Source organism: Bradyrhizobium yuanmingense, assembly GCF_025200905.1.
Taxonomy (GTDB): domain Bacteria; phylum Pseudomonadota; class Alphaproteobacteria; order Rhizobiales; family Xanthobacteraceae; genus Bradyrhizobium; species Bradyrhizobium yuanmingense.
Genome location: NZ_CP104173.1, coordinates 3,139,298 through 3,155,770, shown reverse-complemented (window position 1 = coordinate 3,155,770; position 16,473 = coordinate 3,139,298). Strand labels below are relative to the sequence as shown.

General features: G+C 65.7%; 18 protein-coding genes. 12 read left to right on the top strand and 6 right to left on the bottom strand.

All coding sequences use genetic code 11. The features are described 5' to 3' along the window. Window positions 1-191 precede the first annotated feature (191 nt). The 9 genes from lptF to N2605_RS14625 all read left to right on the top strand — a co-directional run bounded on the left by lptF (window position 192) and on the right by N2605_RS14625 (window position 10,134). Window positions 192-1,358, top strand: a complete 1,167-nt coding sequence (lptF, locus tag N2605_RS14665) for an LPS export ABC transporter permease LptF (RefSeq protein WP_109143997.1) — start codon at window positions 192-194, stop codon at window positions 1,356-1,358. Continuing rightward, complete coding sequence (gene lptG / locus N2605_RS14660; protein ID WP_036000645.1) at window positions 1,355-2,452, top strand: LPS export ABC transporter permease LptG; 1,098 nt, start codon at window positions 1,355-1,357, stop codon at window positions 2,450-2,452. Before lptF ends, lptG begins: the two co-directional genes overlap by 4 nt. A gap of 32 nt (window positions 2,453-2,484) precedes the next feature. Beyond that, window positions 2,485-4,941 (top strand): LPS-assembly protein LptD, encoded by a 2,457-nt coding sequence (locus tag N2605_RS14655; protein WP_425248858.1) that lies wholly within the window; start codon window positions 2,485-2,487, stop codon window positions 4,939-4,941. A gap of 61 nt (window positions 4,942-5,002) precedes the next feature. Continuing rightward, window positions 5,003-5,938: a peptidylprolyl isomerase family protein gene (locus N2605_RS14650; protein ID WP_036000650.1), complete on the top strand. Its 936-nt coding sequence runs from the start codon at window positions 5,003-5,005 to the stop codon at window positions 5,936-5,938. After that, window positions 5,938-7,005, top strand: coding sequence for a 4-hydroxythreonine-4-phosphate dehydrogenase PdxA (gene pdxA, locus N2605_RS14645; RefSeq protein ID WP_225141637.1), 1,068 nt, complete (start codon window positions 5,938-5,940; stop codon window positions 7,003-7,005). Before N2605_RS14650 ends, pdxA begins: the two co-directional genes overlap by 1 nt. Next, on the top strand, window positions 7,005-7,859 hold the full coding sequence (gene rsmA / locus N2605_RS14640) for a 16S rRNA (adenine(1518)-N(6)/adenine(1519)-N(6))-dimethyltransferase RsmA (RefSeq protein WP_225141635.1): 855 nt from the start codon (window positions 7,005-7,007) through the stop codon (window positions 7,857-7,859). Before pdxA ends, rsmA begins: the two co-directional genes overlap by 1 nt. Before the next feature lie 27 nt (window positions 7,860-7,886). Continuing rightward, window positions 7,887-8,945: an alcohol dehydrogenase gene (locus N2605_RS14635; protein WP_225141633.1), complete on the top strand. Its 1,059-nt coding sequence runs from the start codon at window positions 7,887-7,889 to the stop codon at window positions 8,943-8,945. 74 nt (window positions 8,946-9,019) lie between these two features. Further along, window positions 9,020-9,256 (top strand): hypothetical protein, encoded by a 237-nt coding sequence (locus N2605_RS14630; protein WP_036000665.1) that lies wholly within the window; start codon window positions 9,020-9,022, stop codon window positions 9,254-9,256. Window positions 9,257-9,414: 158 nt separating this feature from the next. Continuing rightward, the gene (locus N2605_RS14625; protein ID WP_260347137.1) at window positions 9,415-10,134 is read left to right on the top strand and encodes a Crp/Fnr family transcriptional regulator; all 720 of its coding nucleotides are present in this window, start codon (window positions 9,415-9,417) and stop codon (window positions 10,132-10,134) included. A 10-nt stretch (window positions 10,135-10,144) separates the two neighbouring features. Here N2605_RS14625 and N2605_RS14620 read toward each other — a convergent pair whose 3' ends face one another. Continuing rightward, complete coding sequence (locus tag N2605_RS14620) at window positions 10,145-10,882, bottom strand: Crp/Fnr family transcriptional regulator (protein ID WP_036022714.1); 738 nt, start codon at window positions 10,880-10,882, stop codon at window positions 10,145-10,147. 153 nt (window positions 10,883-11,035) lie between these two features. On the opposite strand from N2605_RS14620, the gene N2605_RS14615 reads away from it, so the two are divergent. Together N2605_RS14615 and N2605_RS14610 are read left to right on the top strand one after the other, a co-directional pair. After that, window positions 11,036-11,275: a hypothetical protein gene (locus N2605_RS14615; RefSeq protein WP_036000675.1), complete on the top strand. Its 240-nt coding sequence runs from the start codon at window positions 11,036-11,038 to the stop codon at window positions 11,273-11,275. Between the two features lie 17 nt (window positions 11,276-11,292). After that, entirely contained in the window at window positions 11,293-11,994 is a 702-nt protein-coding gene (locus N2605_RS14610; protein WP_036022712.1) for a Crp/Fnr family transcriptional regulator, read from the top strand. Here the strand turns inward: N2605_RS14610 and N2605_RS14605 are convergent. From N2605_RS14605 to N2605_RS14595, 3 genes are all read right to left on the bottom strand, one after another. Beyond that, on the bottom strand, window positions 11,982-12,593 hold the full coding sequence (locus tag N2605_RS14605) for a cupin (protein ID WP_036000681.1): 612 nt from the start codon (window positions 12,591-12,593) through the stop codon (window positions 11,982-11,984). The genes N2605_RS14610 and N2605_RS14605 overlap by 13 nt on opposite strands. A gap of 115 nt (window positions 12,594-12,708) precedes the next feature. Then, window positions 12,709-13,194 carry an SRPBCC family protein gene (locus tag N2605_RS14600; RefSeq protein ID WP_036000685.1) on the bottom strand — a complete coding sequence of 162 codons (486 nt, stop codon included), beginning with the start codon at window positions 13,192-13,194 and terminating at the stop codon, window positions 12,709-12,711. Continuing rightward, window positions 13,191-13,508 carry an ArsR/SmtB family transcription factor gene (locus N2605_RS14595; RefSeq protein ID WP_036000689.1) on the bottom strand — a complete coding sequence of 106 codons (318 nt, stop codon included), beginning with the start codon at window positions 13,506-13,508 and terminating at the stop codon, window positions 13,191-13,193. The genes N2605_RS14600 and N2605_RS14595 overlap by 4 nt, the downstream gene beginning before the upstream one ends. Before the next feature lie 268 nt (window positions 13,509-13,776). On the opposite strand from N2605_RS14595, the gene N2605_RS14590 reads away from it, so the two are divergent. After that, window positions 13,777-14,979 carry a hypothetical protein gene (locus N2605_RS14590; RefSeq protein WP_260347136.1) on the top strand — a complete coding sequence of 401 codons (1,203 nt, stop codon included), beginning with the start codon at window positions 13,777-13,779 and terminating at the stop codon, window positions 14,977-14,979. Here N2605_RS14590 and gmk read toward each other — a convergent pair. Both gmk and N2605_RS14580 read right to left on the bottom strand, forming a co-directional pair. Then, on the bottom strand, window positions 14,912-15,571 hold the full coding sequence (gmk, locus tag N2605_RS14585) for a guanylate kinase (protein ID WP_036000695.1): 660 nt from the start codon (window positions 15,569-15,571) through the stop codon (window positions 14,912-14,914). The two genes, N2605_RS14590 and gmk, sit on opposite strands and share 68 nt — an antisense overlap. Before the next feature lie 3 nt (window positions 15,572-15,574). Further along, window positions 15,575-16,462, bottom strand: a complete 888-nt coding sequence (locus N2605_RS14580; protein WP_260347135.1) for a YicC/YloC family endoribonuclease — start codon at window positions 16,460-16,462, stop codon at window positions 15,575-15,577. Window positions 16,463-16,473: the final 11 nt, after the last annotated feature.

The following is a 16,473-nucleotide window of genomic DNA, read 5'->3' as shown; positions in this document are numbered from 1 at the left end:
GCGAAATATTAACCATATGATGAGGGTGCCACGGGGCAGCCATTTTGTTGACGGATCAAAGGGATGGTAGTGAGAGGATGAACTGGCGGAAGAGCTGCTGGCCGACCTTGGGGATCCCCTGATCGGGGATTGGTTGGGCAGCCGGAATTCCGATCGGAATTGGGGCTTGGTGGGAATTCGTGCGGTAGCGCATGGGGTCGATCGATAGGTATATCTTCCGCACGACGCTGGCGTCGTTTGCGTTGGTCCTGGTCAGCCTCACCGGCGTGATCTGGATTACGCAGGCGTTGCGCGGCATCGACCTGATGACGAGCCAGGGTCAGACCATCCTCACCTTCCTCGGCATCACCAGCCTCGTGATCCCGGCCCTGGTCCTGATCATCTCGCCGATCGCGCTGATGATCGCGATCTCGCACACACTGAACAAGCTCGCGACCGATTCCGAGATCATCGTGATGAATGCCGCCGGCTTCTCGCCGATCCGGCTGTTCGTTCCGTTCTTGTATGCCACCTGCGTGGTGGCGCTGCTGGTCGCCTTCATCGCGGCCTATCTCGCCCCAGACGGGATGCGGCGCATCAAGCAGTGGGATGCCGAGATCACCGCGGACGTGCTCACCAACATCCTGCAGCCCGGCCGCTTCGCCCGGCTCGACGAGAACCTCACGATCCGGATTCGCGAACGCCAACCGGGCGGCATCCTCGCCGGCATCTTCATCGACGACCGCCGCGATCCGAACGAGCGCGTCTCGATCGTCGCCGAGCACGGCGAGGTCGTAAAGAACGAGACCGGCTCGTTCCTGGTGCTGGAAACCGGCAATCTCCAGCGCTTCGAGGCGGGCAAGCGCGATCCGGCGCTCGTGGCCTTCGGCCGCTACGGCTTCGACATGTCGAAATTCGCCAAGGGCCGCGACGTCACCCTCGGCATCCGCGAGCGCTATCTCTGGGAGCTGTTCTCGCCATCCGACAACGATCCCGTCTACAAGCAGATTCCAGGGCAGTTCCGCGCGGCCTTGCATGACAGCCTGCTCGCGCCGATGTATCCGTTCGCCTTTGCGGTGCTGACCTTTGCCTTTCTCGGAGCGCCGCGCACCACTCGCCAGAGCCGCAACTTCTCCATCGCCTCCTCGATCGTGGCGGTGTTCGGCCTGCGCATGGCCGGTTTCGCCTGCTCGGTGATGGCGGTGAAGTCGCCGGGCGCGGTGCTGGCTCAATATGCGATGGTTTTCGGCGCCATCGGCGTCGGGCTGTGGATGATCATCCGCGGTGTCGTGGTCGAGCCGCCTCCCGGCCTGATGGAGGCCATCAACCGGTCGAATGCACGGATCGCACGGCTGTTCGGACGTCCGGCCACCGCATGAGCATGCTCACCAACACACTGGGGCGCTATTTCGCCGGCCGCTTCGTGGTCGCGGCGCTCGGCGTCTTCGGCGGCATTTTCCTGCTGCTGGTGCTGGTCGACTACATCGAGATGGTGCGCAAGACCTCGGGCCTTGCATCCGCCTCCGCGCTCATGGTGGCCGAGACCTCGCTGTTCCGGGTGCCGCAGCTCCTGGAGAAGCTGACGCCGTTCTGCATGCTGATCGGCGCCATGACCTGCTATCTCGCCCTCTCCCGCCGGCTCGAGCTCGTGGTGGCGCGCGCCGCGGGCATCTCCGCCTGGCAGTTCATCGCGCCCGCGCTCGGCAGCGCGCTCCTGATCGGCGTGATCGCCACCGTCGCCTACAATCCGATGTCGGCCAATTTGCGCGAGCTGTCCAAGCGCATGGAGGCCGAGCTGTTCGGCTCCGCACCCGGCGGCGGCATCCAGGACGCCTCCGGCTTCTGGCTCAACCAGATGACCAGCGACGGGCAGACCATCATCAATGCGGCGCGCAGCGAGCAGCAGGGCATCCGGCTGACCGGGCTGACGCTGTTCCGGTTCGACCAGGACCAGCACTTCAAGGAGCGGGTCGAGGCGCGCGAGGCGACGCTGGATGCCGGCCGCTGGCTGTTCAAGGGCGTCCGCCGCTTCTCGCTGGACGGACCGCCGATCGACCAGGCCACCCTGGAAATTCCGACCACGCTGACCGAGGCGCAGGTCCGCAACAGCTTTTCCACCCCCGAGACTGTGTCCTTTTGGCAACTACCGAGCTACATCCGCTCCTCCGAAAGCTCGGGCTTCGCGACAGCGGGATACCGACTCCAGTATCAGAAGCTTCTGGCACAGCCGTTTTTGCTCGCAGCCATGGTGATGCTCGCGGCCTCCGTGTCGTTGCGCTTCTTCCGGATGGGCGGCGTGCAGAAGATGGTTTTGAGTGGCGTGGGCGCAGGCTTTCTGCTCTACGTTCTGTCGAAAGTAACTGAGGACTTGAGCAAGGCTGAGTTGATGCATCCGATCGCTGCGGCGTGGTTGCCCGTTGTGGTGGGCGGCCTCACCGGCTTTTTGGCCTTGCTCTATCAGGAGGACGGATAGTGACTGCCGTCCGCCGAGGGCACGTGTCTCGTTTGACGCGGCGCACATGGGTGCGCGCGAACGGGCGCGACTTGTCCGTCCGCAGGCTCCTGATTGCCGTCGTCGCGGCTGCCTCGCTCGGCGGCTTGATCGACGCTGCCGCCGTGGCGCCGGCGAAGGCCCAGAGCTTCACCTACAATCCGCTGCCGCCGCGTGCGAAGCCGCCAAAGGCCCCCAACGACAACCAGATGCTGGTTCAGGCCACCGAGGTGAACTACGACTACAACAACTCGCGCGTCTCCGCGGTCGGTAACGTGCAGCTGTTCTACAACGGCACCAGCGTCGAGGCCGACCGGGTCATCTACGACCAGAAGACCAAGCGGCTGCATGCCGAGGGCAACATCCGCATGACGGATGCCGACGGCAAGATCACCTATGCCGAGATCCTGGATCTCTCCGACGATTACCGCGACGGTTTCGTCGATTCGCTGCGCGTGGACACGGCGGACCAGACGCGCATGGCCGCGAGCCGCGCCGACCGCTCCAGCGGCAATTACACGGTGTTCGAGAACGGCGTCTACACGGCCTGCGCGCCGTGTAAGGACGATCCGAAGAAGCCGCCGCTGTGGCAGGTCAAGGGTGCCCGCATCATCCACGACCAGCAGGAGAAGATGCTGTATTTCGAGACGGCACAGATCGAGTTCTTCGGCGTGCCGCTCGCCTACATGCCCTATTTCTCGACGCCCGACCCGACGGTGAAGCGTAAATCCGGCTTCCTGATGCCGGGCTATATTTCGGGCACGGACAGAACGGGCTATGGCGTCGAGGTTCCCTATTACTGGGCGATTGCGCCCGACATGGACGCGACCATCACCCCGCGCTTCTTGTCGCGGCAAGGCGCGCTGGTGCAGGGCGAATTCCGCCAGCGCCTGATCGACGGCGCCTACCAGATCCGTGCCTACGGCATCTACCAGCTCGATCCCGGAGCATTCGCGGGGCTGCCCGGCGACCGCGAGTTCCGCGGCGCCATCGACACCAAGGGTCAGTTCGCCCTCAACGACAAATGGGTCTGGGGCTGGGACGGCGTGCTGATGTCCGACTACTACTTCTTTTCGGACTACCGGCTCTACCAGTACCGCGATCCGCTCGGCTCGTTCCTGTTGCTGCCGACGGAAGCGCTGTCGCAGCTCTATCTGACCGGCGTCGGCAACCGCAGCTTCTTCGATGCGCGCACGATGTACTGGCTGAGCTATTCGGGCAACCAGAGCCAGGTGCCGATCGTCTACCCGGTGATCGACTATTCCAACGTGCTCAACTATCCCGTCTTCGGCGGCGAGGTCAGCTACAAGACCAATTTCGTGAACCTGTCGCGCGACGATGCGGTGTTCGACCCGATCACGACGCTCGCCAACACCAACAGCCTGTGCACCACGGCATCGGCCGATCCGCTGGCGCGGATGCCCTCGCAGTGCCTGCTGCGCGGCTTCCCCGGCACCTACACCCGCCTCACCGCGGAAGCGCAGTGGCGCAAGTCCTTCACCGACCCGTTCGGCCAGATCTGGACGCCGTTCGCGAGCCTGCGTGCCGACGCGATCAGGTCCTCGGTCTCCAACCAGCCCGGCGTGTCGAACTACCTGCCCGTCGGCGACACCGAGGCGTTCCGCCTGATGCCGACCCTGGGCCTGGAGTACCGCTATCCCTTCATCAACGTTCAGCCCTGGGGCTCGACCACCCTCGAGCCGATCGCGCAGATCATCATCCGGCCGAACGAGACCTATGCCGGCAGGCTGCCGAACGAGGACGCCCAGAGCCTGGTGTTCGACGCCTCGAACCTGTTCAGCGTCGACAAGTTCTCCGGCTACGACCGCGTCGAGGGCGGCGGCCGCGCCAATGTCGGCGTGCAGTCCACCACGCAGTTCGACAGGGGCGGCGCCGTCAAGGTGCTGTTCGGCCAGTCCTACCACCTCTTCGGCCTGAACTCCTTCACGGTGCAGGATGCCATCAATACCGGCCTGAACTCCGGCCTCGACAAGCCGCGGTCGGATTACGTTGCGAGCGCCAACTACTCGCCGAACAGCACCTACACGTTCAGCGTCCGCTCCCGCATGGACGAGCAGACCTGGAACGTGCAGCGCTTCGAGGCGGAAGGCCGCGCCAACTTCAATCGCTGGTCGGTCAGCGTGTTGTACGGCAATTACGCAGAGCAGCCGGAGCTGGGCTATCTGACCCGCCGCGAGGGCATCCTGACCACGGGCTCGCTGAAGGTTGCGACCAACTGGGTGGTGTCGGGCTCGGCGCGCTGGGACCTCGAGGCCAACAAGATCAACCAATATGTGCTCGGTGCCGGCTATGTCGACGATTGCTTCGTGCTGGCGGCTAATTACGTAACTTCGTATAGCTATTCGGCGGGCACCGCACCGCCCACGCTGAGCCACGCGTTCATGTTCCAAATCGGCCTGCGCACGCTGGCGAACTCAACGACCTCCAGCAGTTCCGCCGGCCTCCAGTAAATGGTTTGAAGTGCCGGCCGCGTTTGCCCTATCTCGACGCGGCCGACATGCGAGCGACATCATGACGACGCCATTGCCTGTCTTCCGCCTCCTTCTCGCCATCGGTGCCGGGCTGATCTTGGCCGCCCTGCCCTCGCCGTCGCGCGCGCAGAACATCGCCGTGATGGTCAACGGCGATCCCATCACCGATTTCGACATCGAGCAGCGCATCAAGCTCGACCAGCTGTCGACACAGAAGACCCCCAGCCGGCAGGAGGTCATCAACGTGCTGATCGACGACAAGGTCAAGATCAAGGAAGGCAAGAAATACGGTGTCGATCCCAGCGTGTCCGACATCAACCAGTCCTATGACGGCATGGCGCAGCGCATGCGCATCACGCCGGATCAGCTCACCAAGTCGCTCGAATCCAAGGGCGTCCGCCCGGAGACGCTGAAGAGCCGCATGAGGGCCGAGATGGTCTGGGGCAGCCTCGTGCGCGGCCGCTTCAAGGAGAAGCTGCTGGTCGGCGAGCGCGACGTCGCGCAGGCCGTGCAGGCGCAGACCGGCGAAAAGCTTCAGATCGAGGGCACCGAGTACAAGATGCAGCCGATCGTGCTGATCGTGCCGCGCGGCTCGTCGGCGGCGTTCCTGGAAACCCGGAAGAAAGAAGCCGAGTCCTATCGGGCCCGCGTCGGGAGCTGCGAGGAGGCCAATTCGCTGTTCCGCTCGACCCCGAACGCGACCATCCGCGACACCGTCACCAAGACCACCGCGGAGCTGCCGGAGCCGCTGCGCAAGGTGCTCGACGACACCCCGATCGGCCGCCTGACCGCGCCCGAGATGACCAAGAACGGCATCGAGATGGTGGTGCTGTGCTCGCGCAAGCCGACCATGATCGACACGCCGAAGAAGCGTGAGGTCCGCGAGAAGATGTATCAGGAGAAGTACGAGAAGACGCAGAAGGCCTATCTCGACGAGCTGCGCAAGGCGGCGATGATCGAATATCGCAACCGCTGATGGCTAAGCCCTTCTCAGAGCCCTCCACCGAGTCCGCAGCCAAGCCTCTTGCAACCAAGCCCCTTGCAGCCAAGCCCCTTGCCCTCACCCTGGGAGAGCCCGCCGGCATCGGCCCCGACATCACGATCGCGGCCTGGCTCAGGCGGGGCGAGCTGAACCTGCCCGCCTTCTATCTGCTCGGCGACGAGGCCCTGATCGCGCGCCGCGCCAAGGCGCTCGGCGCCGATATCAGGATCGCCGCGGTGGGCCCCAGTGAAGCGGGTTCCGCGTTCACGGACGCCTTGCCCGTGGTCGCGATCGGCGAGCGCGCCACCGCCGAGCCCGGCAAGCCCGATTCATCCAGCGCGCCGGCCGCGCTCGCCTCGATCCGGCAGGCGGTCCTCGACGTGCGCGCGGGCCGTGCCGGCGCCGTCGTCACCAACCCGATCGCCAAGAGCGTGCTCTACCGCGCCGGCTTCCGTCATCCCGGCCATACCGAATTCCTCGCCGAGCTCGCCGCGGAGAACGGCCGCGTGCCGCAGCCGGTGATGATGCTGTGGTCGCCCCAGCTCGCCGTCGTGCCCGTGACCATCCACGTCTCGCTGCGCGATGCGCTGGGCGAGCTCACCAGCGAGCTGATCGTCTCGACCGTCCGCATCGTCGCCACCGAGCTGAAGTCCCGCTTCGGCATCGCAAGGCCGCGCATCGCGGTCTCCGGTCTCAATCCCCATGCCGGCGAGGACGGCTCGCTCGGCCACGAGGAGCAGACCGTCATCGTCCCGGCGCTGAAAGCGCTGCGCAACGACGGCATCGAGGCCAGAGGGCCGCTGCCCGCCGACACCATGTTCCACGAGGCGGCGCGACGGACCTATGATTGCGCGATCTGCATGTATCACGACCAGGCGCTGATCCCGATCAAGACCGTCGCCTTCGATGACGCCGTCAACGTCACGCTCGGACTGCCCTTCCTCCGCACATCGCCCGATCACGGCACCGCCTTCGACATCGCCGGCACGGGCAAGGCCAATCCGGCGAGCCTGATCGCCGCGCTGCGGCTCGCCAGCCGCATGGCGGCTGCGACAAGCTGATGAGCGCGATCGACGACCTCCCGCCGCTGCGCGAGGTCATTCGCCAGCACGCGCTGTCGGCGCGCAAATCGCTCGGCCAGAACTTCCTGCTGGACCTCAATCTCACCGCGCGCATCGCGCGTGCGGCCGCACCGCTCGAGGATTCCACCATCGTCGAGATCGGCCCCGGCCCGGGCGGGCTGACGCGGGCGCTGCTCGCGCTCGGCGCCCGCCGCGTCATCGCCATCGAGCACGACGAGCGCGCGATCCCGGCCTTGCAGGATATTTCCGCGCGCTACCCGGGCAGACTCGAGCTCGTGCATGGCGATGCCATGACCTTCGATCCACGCCCGCTGCTCGCGGGCGAACGCGCCAAGATCGTCGCCAACCTGCCCTACAACATCGCGACCCAGCTTCTCATCAACTGGCTCATTACCGAGCCGTGGCCGCCCTGGTACGAGATGATGGTGCTGATGTTCCAGCGCGAGGTCGGCGAGCGCATCGTCGCGCGCGAGGACGAGGAGGCCTATGGCCGGCTCGGCGTGCTCGCCAATTGGCGCTGCGAGACCAAGATCCTGTTCGACATTGCGCCATCCGCCTTCGTGCCGCCGCCGAAGGTCACCTCCTCGGTCGTGCGCCTCAAGCCGCGCGCAGAGCCGCTTGCCTGCGATCGCAGGATGCTCGAACAGGTCGCCGCCGCCGCCTTCGGCCAGCGCCGGAAAATGCTGCGGCAAAGCTTGAAATCACTGAATGTCGACCCCGCACGGCTTGCACGAGCCGCCGGCGTCGACGCGACGCGGCGCGCCGAGACCATTCCCATCTCCGGCTTTGTTGCCATGGCGCGTGAATTGGCGGATATACGCAGCGAAAACTGAGTAACCAAGAATTCCGGAGGAAAGAAAATGGCGTTGATGCGTCGGCAGTCCCTGGTCAAGTTCGATGCGCCGCTGTGCGAGACCATCGTCGAGACGCCCAAGCCGCAGGGTCGTGAGGTCTTGGTCCGCATCGAGCGCTGCGGTCTCTGCCATTCCGATCTCCACATCCAGGACGGCTATGCCGATCTCGGCGGCGGCAAGAAGCTCGACACCACGCGCGGCATGACGCTGCCCTTCACGCTCGGCCACGAGATCGCGGGCGTCGTCGACGAGGTCGGCCCCGATGTTCCGGCCAGCCTCGTCGGCGCCAAGAAGGCGGTGTTTCCGTGGATCGGCTGCGGCCAGTGCCGCGACTGCGCCAATGGCGACGAGAATCTTTGTGTGAAGCAACGCTTCCTCGGCGTTTCCATCGACGGCGGCTTCGCCACCCACGTTCTGGTCCCCGACGCCAAATATCTGCTCGACTACGATCCCCTGCCCGTCAACCAGGCCGCCACCCTGATGTGCTCCGGCGTCACCGCCTATGGCGCGCTCAAGCGCCTGATCGACCGTCCGCGCCAGCGCAATTTGCTGCTGATCGGCCTCGGCGGCGTCGGCATGATGGGCCTGTCGTTCGCGCAGGCGATGTTCAAGCAGCCGATCACGGTCGCCGACCTCTCGCCGGCCGCGCGCGAGACCGCACTCAAGAACGGCGCCGCGGTGGCCTACGATCCGGCCGAGCCCGACGTGATCAAACGCATCCTGAAGGAGACCGAGGGCGGCTTCGACGAGATCGTCGATTTCGCCGGCAACGAGAAGTCGATGGCCTTTGCCGTCGCCGTTGCCGCGCGCGGCGGCAAGATCGTGGTCTCCGGCCTGATGGGCGGCCAGTTCACGCTGCCGATGGTGCAGTGGGTCTACAAGCGCATGACCATCGAAGGTTTCATGGTCGGCACGCTCGCGGAGGCTCACGAGCTGATGGCGCTCGCCCGCGCCGGCAAGATCAAGCCGACGCCGATGCGCGAGGAGCCGATGGGCGACGTGCAGAAATGGATCGACGAATTGCGTGCCGGCAAGGTCGTCGGCCGCATCGTCCTGAAGAACTGACCGCGGCGCGGCGGGTCCGACGCAAGTCTCGCCCGCCGCACGGAACGCCTGCGGCCGCGCCGCGTTGGCTGCGCATGTCGATCCGTTGCACCGTCGAAAGCGCATTCTTCATCGCCTGGAGCTGCCTGGAGAAGAGCGGCGAGCTCGGGCCGCCGGACGCGAGCGCGAACTTCCTGCTCGACGCCATCGAGGCCCAGCTTCGAACCGGTGAGCGCCGGCAATTGATGCTCGCCAACCGGGCGATCGACGCTTACCGCGCCGCTGCGTCACAGGGCCGACTGACGGGGGATCGCGAAGTCCGCTGCGGCTGACGATCCTCGCTGCCGTCCAGCCCGCTGAAGCCGCGACGCCGTGCTCTGGTTTTCAACGTTCGAACGTCCGTTGTGTGCACTTTGGAACCGTCGGTTCCGCCGCGGAAACGTAGGTTTGCCGCTGGCGCCGATTCCCGGCCCGCCCAAGAGAACACAATGTGACCGGTCGGCCCCAGAACGATCTGCTCCGGCAGCTCAATCATCAGGATTTCGAACTGCTCGCGCCTCACCTCCAGCCGATCGACGTCGAGGCGAGCTACGTCCTGCATCACGCCGGCGACGACGTCGCCGCGGTCCATTTTCCATGCGGTCCCGCGCTGGTGTCGTTCGCCGTGCCGGTCGAGGACGATCGCGAGGTCGAAAGCCTGCTGGTGGGGCGCGAGGGCGCGGTCGGCATGGCCGCCGGCCCCAGCCCTTCGCTCGCCTATCCGCGCATGGTCGTGAAGTTTGGCGGCACCCTGGTGCGGCTGCCGTTGCGCGCGCTCGAGCAGGCGCAGCAGAGATCGGCGACGCTCCAGGAGGCCTTCGCGCGCTATGCCGACTGCCAGTTCGCGCAGCTCTTGCAGACTGCGGCTTGCAACGCTGCGCATTCGATCGAGCAGCGGGCCGCCAAGTGGATCATGTCCGCGCAGGAACATATCGGCGGAGCCGAGATTCCTCTCACCCACGAGCAGCTCGCCGGCATGCTGGGCGTCTCCCGCAGCTATGCCAGCCGCGTCATCCAGATGTTCAAGGCGCGGCGCATCCTCGCGACCCGCCGCGGCGCCATCCTGATCCTCGACGCAGCAGCGCTCGAAGCGAGAGCCTGCTGCTGTAACGATTGGGTGAAGAAGCATTTCCACGAGGTGCGCGGTGGAGCGGCACCCGCGGAGGGTTGATGCCTCCGCCTCACGCATGCGGCGGCGACTGCCGCTTCAGATGCAGATAGGTCGGACTGAAATCGCCGAGCCGCTGCAGCTCGCGCCATTTCAGCACGACCAGCTCGCCATCACGAAGATCCATCGCGCCGCTGCGCCTGAGATCGGCGAGCGTCCGGTTCACCGTCGCGATCGCCATGCCGAGCGTCTCGCCGAGTTGCGTGAGACTGATCGGCATGCGGCAACGATTGCCGCGCACCAGCTGCGCCGCGCGGGCGCGGTAAAACAGCTCGCAAAACAAGTGCGCCATGCGGGTCTGCATCGGCCGGGCACTGTTGTTGGTGATGGCCTCGCGAAAGATCGCGGCATCGCGCAGCGTCTCGCGCCAGACCGCGAGGGCGAAGGTCGGCCGCCGCCGGAACGCGATGAACAATTCGCGGTGCGGGATGAACGCCACCGACGCCGGCCCGAGCGCACTGAGCCCGTGATCCATCTGGTCGATGAACAACCCCTGCGCATCCGGAAGGTCGCCGGTGAGATGGAACGCCAGATATTGCCGCCGCCCGCTGCCGAGCAGGTGATAGCGGGCAACCATGCCGGAGACGACCAAAGCGGAATGCTCGGGCTCGTCGCCTTGACGGATGAAATCCTCATTGGGTGCGAAATCGCGCAGCATGAAGGTCAACGCGCGAATCTCGCCCATATCCTCCTCTGCGAGCCCGGTGTGCTCGCCGAGGTTCCGTATCAGCACGTCGTGAGCTTTTTCCATGGAGCCGCCAAAAATCGCGCCGGTTCTATCAAATGATACGTCCGGCTTGCGTTCAGCGGACTAGAACGCAGATCGGAAGCACAGGTTGCTAACCGGCTTGCGACGCATCGATCGCAGCCACCCCATCCCCCATTCGGACCAGCCGGCCTTAACATGAAAAGCACCACTCTCCTGGAGCGCATCCGGCGCCTGTTCGCATCCGATGCCGGCGAGCATCTGGACAGCATCAGCGACGCCTTGCTGAAGGGAACGCTGAGGGAGCCGGTCCGGCCGATGTCGGATCAGGAGCTCGCTCGCGCCATCCGCGAGTTCCGCTCCGTGCCGGTTTCCGACTGGACGCTTGCGAAACTGTCGCGTCGCCTGGCCGAGGCGTCCGTGCCGCGGGACGGCTGAAGCTGCACGCGAGGCCCATGCCACATCCGAAATTCATCGTCCGTCTGCAGACGATCGAAGGCCTGTCCGAGGACGAGCGCCGCCAGATCGCGGGCTTGCCGTCCACGCTGCGCCAGGTCGCGGATGGCGAGATCGTGCTGCGCCAGGGTGAGGCCGCGAGCCGCTGCGTCTTCGTCGTCAGCGGCTTTCTCTACCAGTCGCGCATCGTCGGCGATCGCAGCCAGACCCTCGCCTTCCATGTTCCCGGCGACATGCCATGCCTGCACACGCTGCTGGTCTCGCCGATGGACGCGGATCTCGTGGGGCTCGGCCCGACCATCGTCGGCACCGTCGCCCACAGCCAGCTCCGCCAGCTGCTCGACAGCTCGATCCACCTGACCCGCGTCTTCTGGCGCGAGACGCTGATCGACGCGGCCATCTCGCGGCAATGGATCGCCCGCCTCGGCGCGCAGGCGGCGCTGCCCAAGGTCGCGCACCTCATCTGCGAGCTCGCCGCAAGGCTGGAGATCGTCGGCCTCGTCAAGCGCAACTGCTTCCAGATGCCGATGACGCAGCGTCACGTCGCGGACGCCTGCGGACTGTCGATCGTCCACGTCAACCGCACCATCCAGGAGCTGAGGCATCGCGGGTTGATCGCCTGGGACGGCAGCGAGATCGAACTGCTCCAGCCCGACGAGCTGCGCAGACTTGCGGATTTCTCGCCTGATTATCTAAGCTGAGCGGACCGCCACGCGGCGAGCAGCGGTCCGCCGCTCCCCAGCACGGGATCCGTCTTCGGCTTGCGGACCTTGGCGATGCGCTTGACCGCGTCGGGACGCTGGCGTGTGTCGGTGCACTCGTCATAGGTGCCGTCCTGCGGGTAGGCGCCGACGACCATAAAGTCCCGGCTGGATTCGATCAGCCGGTGGCCGGTGCCCGCGGGCAGGACCAGCACGTCCCCGGCTTTCAGTTTCAGGATGCGGCCCTTGATCCCGCCGCACTCGATCCTCGCCGTGCCGCGCGCCACGCCCATCACTTCATGGATCTGCGAATGATAGTGGACGAAGTCGTACACGGTGTCGCGCCACGACCGGCCCCAGCCATTGGTGTCGAACAGCGTGTCGATGACGACCTCGGGCGGAAAGCGCCGACCGTTCAGCTTCACCGCGCCGCGATAGAGCAGCGCCGGGAAGCGCGGATGGTTCGGCACGATGCCGTCATCGCGAAAGTGCATGGCCGTGGGCTTGCGGGCCCGTACCAGCCCCCGCAGCGTCGCTGCATCGGGCTGCTCCTCTACCAGCTTCTTGGCGAAGTTCTTGATCTGATCCTTGACCGGCATGACGTCTCCTCAGCCGCGAAATAACGGCTGCGGAGGTGAGAAGTTTCCGGGCCCGATCGGAGCAAGGCCCGACAGGGCCTCTCCTCGTCATGACGCGGCGTCGGAAGGAAGCGCGTCAACGCTTGGCGGCAATCAGTTCGGCAAACTGCCGCAGATAGAGCGGCCAACCCTGATCGCTGTCAACGCCGCTGCGGACGCCTTCCCAGCCCTCGCCATGCCGATCGAGGTGACGGTGCTCCAGCTCCAAGCGGGTCCGGCTTGGTGTCTCCGCAATGAACCGGACCTCCCATTCACTCGTCTTGGCGGGATCGGTCTCGATTTGCCAGCGCGGGCTGATGTCCCAGCTCAAGAGGACTCGATTGGGTGGTTCGAACGCCAACACGCGCGCCCAGCGGCATTCGCTGCCGTCGATCCCCCGATCATAAATGCTTCCGCCCACCCGAGGTTCGAATACGGTCTCTGCGATGGGAACGGCGAGCAGATTGTGCTCGCGCGGCTTGAAGCTGCCGAAGTCTTCGGTGAAGACCTTGAACGCGCGCTCGATCGGCGCCTCGACGACGATGGAATGTTTGACGGGCGCAATCGATACACGTGTGTTCATCTGGATCCCTCCGATGGTTTTTCGACGGCTAGTTTGTAAGCGGCCAACGTGTCGCTCCAGAACCGGTCGAGCCAGGCTCGCATCTGGCCGAGTCCCGCCGGATCGACGTAATAGACGTTGCTGGCGCCCTTCGGCTCTGCACGAACCAAGCGGGATTCGCGCAGCACCTTGAGATGCTGTGAGACGGCCGACTGGGACACGGGCAGCTGTCGCGTGATCTCGGCGACCGTGCGTGGCCGTGCACCGACAAGCTCGAAGATCCGCCTGCGGGTGGGATCGCCGAGTGCGGCCAGTTGTGCGCTGTCCTTAGCCATAGACACTCCCCGCCCCATGCCACGCTTGTTCGACCTGTCATAAGTTACCACTAATGATTAGTACTGACTTATGATCGTGTCAACCGGCTCAGGTCGTGGCGTGGAACTCTGATCGTGACGTTCGGAGAGTCTCATCCGGGGGCGGAACGAACGTCGCGCAGGCCCGATTCAAGCCACATCCTCTCCGGATTTGCGGCTCATTGCCACCCAAGTCTTTGACGAGAAGGGGCTCGTTGAGAGTTGCGTCATGCGTAACCGGGAGACCAGGATGGGCAACCGCGCCGCAAAGTTCATTTCGACCCTCGTCGCCAGCATCCTCGCGGGCGCGCCATTGGCCGCGGTATCGCAGAACGCGCCGACGCCATCGAGCACGGCCGCCGCGGCGCCCGACTGCCTGGCTTCGCCGAAGGATGCCACGCCGCAGGGCCAGCACTGGTACTACCGCCTCGATCGCACGACGAAGCGCAAGTGCTGGTATCTGCGCGCCGCAGGCGGCAAAGCCGCACAGACCGCGCAGGCGACGACCGATACATCCGAGCCGGATGCAGCACCGCCGCAGGCCGTGCAGAACGCGCGCGCGGAATATATCGCGCCGCAGACGAGTGCCGCAGCGGGCACGCCGAACATGGCCGCGCCCGCGCCGGCTGCAGCGAATGCACCCGCGGTCGCGCCGCAGACGCCGAGCAGCGTCGCCGAAACCAACGCGCAGCAGCCGGCCGTGACCGCGCGCTGGCCCGAGGCCTCCACAGCGTCCACCGCGCCAGCGCATCAGCCGGCGGAAACCACGGTTGCAGCAGCCGCGCAGCCAAACGCGAAGCTGTCAAAATCCCCTGCTCCGCTCCCGCTCGCGGCCGATGGCACGACTGACAAGTCCGGCGGTTCGCTGCAGATGCTGATGCTTGTGATCGGCGGTGCGCTGGCGCTCGCCGGCATCCTCGCCAGCGTCATCTACCGCTTCGCCGGCGGACGCGTCCGCGCCAGGGCCGCCGACCGCCGCGGGCATTGGGACGATTGGGCGCCGCAGGACCATGACGGAAGCCACGCGCCCTGGCGCGATTCACCGCCGGCCGCCGCCCAGCCGCCCCGCCCGATCGACTTCGATGCGGCACGTCCGCAACCGACCAGACAGGCGACGAAACTCGCCGCGATCGGCCGCGAGATCGAGCTGATCGACGCACGCAGGCAACGTGCCGCCGCTCCGGCCGCAAAACCGGTCGAGTCCAGAAGCGACAAGGTCGAGATCAAGTTGTTCGATCGGGCTGCTGCACCCAAGCTTGCCGCCAACGAAATTGAGGCGGATCGCGATGACGCGCCGGCAGGTCGGGATACCGATGCCGTCGATGTCGACGCGATCACGACGATGCTGGAGCAGCTGGCGAAGGAAGGGCCGCGCCTGTCGCGGCCTAACCTTGAAGCTGACCTTGCAAACTTCGCACGAAGCCTACGAGGCCAATCCGCCGCTCGCGCTTGAGACGCTCGGCCTTGAGGATCGACTGCACCTCGGCGAAGGCTTCGTCGACCGCGTGGTTGATCACGATGTAGTCGTACTCGGCCCAGTGACTCATCTCGTCGCTGGCGCGGCTCATGCGCTTGCGGATCACCTCGTCGGAATCCTGCGCGCGCGAATGCAGGCGCTTCTCGAGGTCGGCGGCCGAGGGCGGCAGGATGAAGACGCTGACGACATCGGCGCGCGCCTTCTGCTTCAATTGCTGGGTGCCCTGCCAGTCGATGTCGAACAGCACATCCTGGCCGGCCGACAACGCCGCATCCACGGGGCCGCGCGGCGTACCATAGCTGTTGTCGAACACCGTCGCCCATTCCAGCAGTTCGTCGGCCTTCACCATGGCATCGAACGTCGCCTTATCGACAAACGTATAGTCCTTGCCGTTGACCTCGCCCGGCCGCATCGCGCGCGTGGTCGCAGAAACCGACATTTTCAAGCCCGGCATCCGGTCGATCAGCATGCGCGACAGCGTCGTCTTGCCCGCGCCCGATGGCGAGGACAGCACGAACATCAATCCGCGCCGCTCGACACCGTCAGTTCCGTGACCGCCCGTCGTCATCGATCACTCCAGATTCTGCACCTGCTCGCGGAACTGCTCGACCACGTTCTTCATGGCGAGGCCCGTGTTGGTCAACTCGATGTCGTTCGACTTCGAGCAGCAGGTGTTGACCTCGCGGTGAAACTCCTGCGCCAGGAAATCCAGCTTGCGCCCGATCGGGCCGCCCTTGCCGATCAGCTCGCGCGCCTGCGCGATGTGGGAGGCGATGCGGTCGAGCTCCTCGCGGATGTCGGCCTTGGTCGCGATCAGGATCGCCTCCTGCATCAGGCGGTCGGAGTCGAAACGGTCGGAGGTGTCGAGCAGCGCTGCGATCTGCTCAGCGAGCTTCGCCTTGATCGCCTCCGGCTTGCGGCCGGGCGCGGCCTCCGCTTTCTTCGCCAGCCGCTCGATCTCGTCGACGCGCTGGGTCAGGATCTGCCCAAGCGAAGTGCCCTCGCGCTTGCGCATCGCAACGAGCTCGTCGAGCGCCTTGTCGAAGGCCTCGGCGGCAGCAGTGCGCGCCGCCTTGTCCTCCTCCTCGTCGCCCTCGGGCTCGGCGACCTCGACGACGCCCTTGATGGCGAGCAGGCCGTCGATGCTCGGCGCCACCGCGTCGACCTTCCCCGAGATCAGCGCGGCGGCCTTCAGCACCGCGTTGAGCACGTCCTCGTTGATGCGGACGGTGGCGGCGGCATTGGTGCGCTTGACGGTGAGATTGGCATAGACGGTGCCGCGCGAGAGCAGCTCGCCCGCGCGCTTCTTGGCATGGGCCTCGAGCTCATCAAACCCCTGCGGCAGCCGCACGCGCAAGTCGAAGCCCTTGGCATTGACCGACTTCAACTCCCATTCGAACGTATACGGCCCGCTTGCGCCGTGGCATCTCGCAAAGCCGGTCATGGACGACAGCGCCATCAGTTCAAATT

What these genes read in the sequence shown, in the direction of transcription:
- lptF (WP_109143997.1), top strand. Translation starts at nt 192, where the DNA reads ATGGGGTCGATCGATAGGTATATCTTCCGCACGACGCTGGCGTCGTTT.
- lptG (WP_036000645.1), top strand. Translation starts at nt 1,355, where the DNA reads ATGAGCATGCTCACCAACACACTGGGGCGCTATTTCGCCGGCCGCTTC.
- N2605_RS14650 (WP_036000650.1), top strand. Translation starts at nt 5,003, where the DNA reads ATGACGACGCCATTGCCTGTCTTCCGCCTCCTTCTCGCCATCGGTGCC.
- pdxA (WP_225141637.1), top strand. Translation starts at nt 5,938, where the DNA reads ATGGCTAAGCCCTTCTCAGAGCCCTCCACCGAGTCCGCAGCCAAGCCT.
- rsmA (WP_225141635.1), top strand. Translation starts at nt 7,005, where the DNA reads ATGAGCGCGATCGACGACCTCCCGCCGCTGCGCGAGGTCATTCGCCAG.
- N2605_RS14635 (WP_225141633.1), top strand. Translation starts at nt 7,887, where the DNA reads ATGGCGTTGATGCGTCGGCAGTCCCTGGTCAAGTTCGATGCGCCGCTG.
- N2605_RS14630 (WP_036000665.1), top strand. Translation starts at nt 9,020, where the DNA reads ATGTCGATCCGTTGCACCGTCGAAAGCGCATTCTTCATCGCCTGGAGC.
- N2605_RS14620 (WP_036022714.1), bottom strand. Translation starts at nt 10,882, where the DNA reads ATGGAAAAAGCTCACGACGTGCTGATACGGAACCTCGGCGAGCACACC.
- N2605_RS14615 (WP_036000675.1), top strand. Translation starts at nt 11,036, where the DNA reads ATGAAAAGCACCACTCTCCTGGAGCGCATCCGGCGCCTGTTCGCATCC.
- N2605_RS14610 (WP_036022712.1), top strand. Translation starts at nt 11,293, where the DNA reads ATGCCACATCCGAAATTCATCGTCCGTCTGCAGACGATCGAAGGCCTG.
- N2605_RS14605 (WP_036000681.1), bottom strand. Translation starts at nt 12,593, where the DNA reads ATGCCGGTCAAGGATCAGATCAAGAACTTCGCCAAGAAGCTGGTAGAG.
- N2605_RS14600 (WP_036000685.1), bottom strand. Translation starts at nt 13,194, where the DNA reads ATGAACACACGTGTATCGATTGCGCCCGTCAAACATTCCATCGTCGTC.
- N2605_RS14595 (WP_036000689.1), bottom strand. Translation starts at nt 13,508, where the DNA reads ATGGCTAAGGACAGCGCACAACTGGCCGCACTCGGCGATCCCACCCGC.
- N2605_RS14590 (WP_260347136.1), top strand. Translation starts at nt 13,777, where the DNA reads ATGGGCAACCGCGCCGCAAAGTTCATTTCGACCCTCGTCGCCAGCATC.
- gmk (WP_036000695.1), bottom strand. Translation starts at nt 15,571, where the DNA reads ATGACGACGGGCGGTCACGGAACTGACGGTGTCGAGCGGCGCGGATTG.
- N2605_RS14580 (WP_260347135.1), bottom strand. Translation starts at nt 16,462, where the DNA reads ATGGCGCTGTCGTCCATGACCGGCTTTGCGAGATGCCACGGCGCAAGC.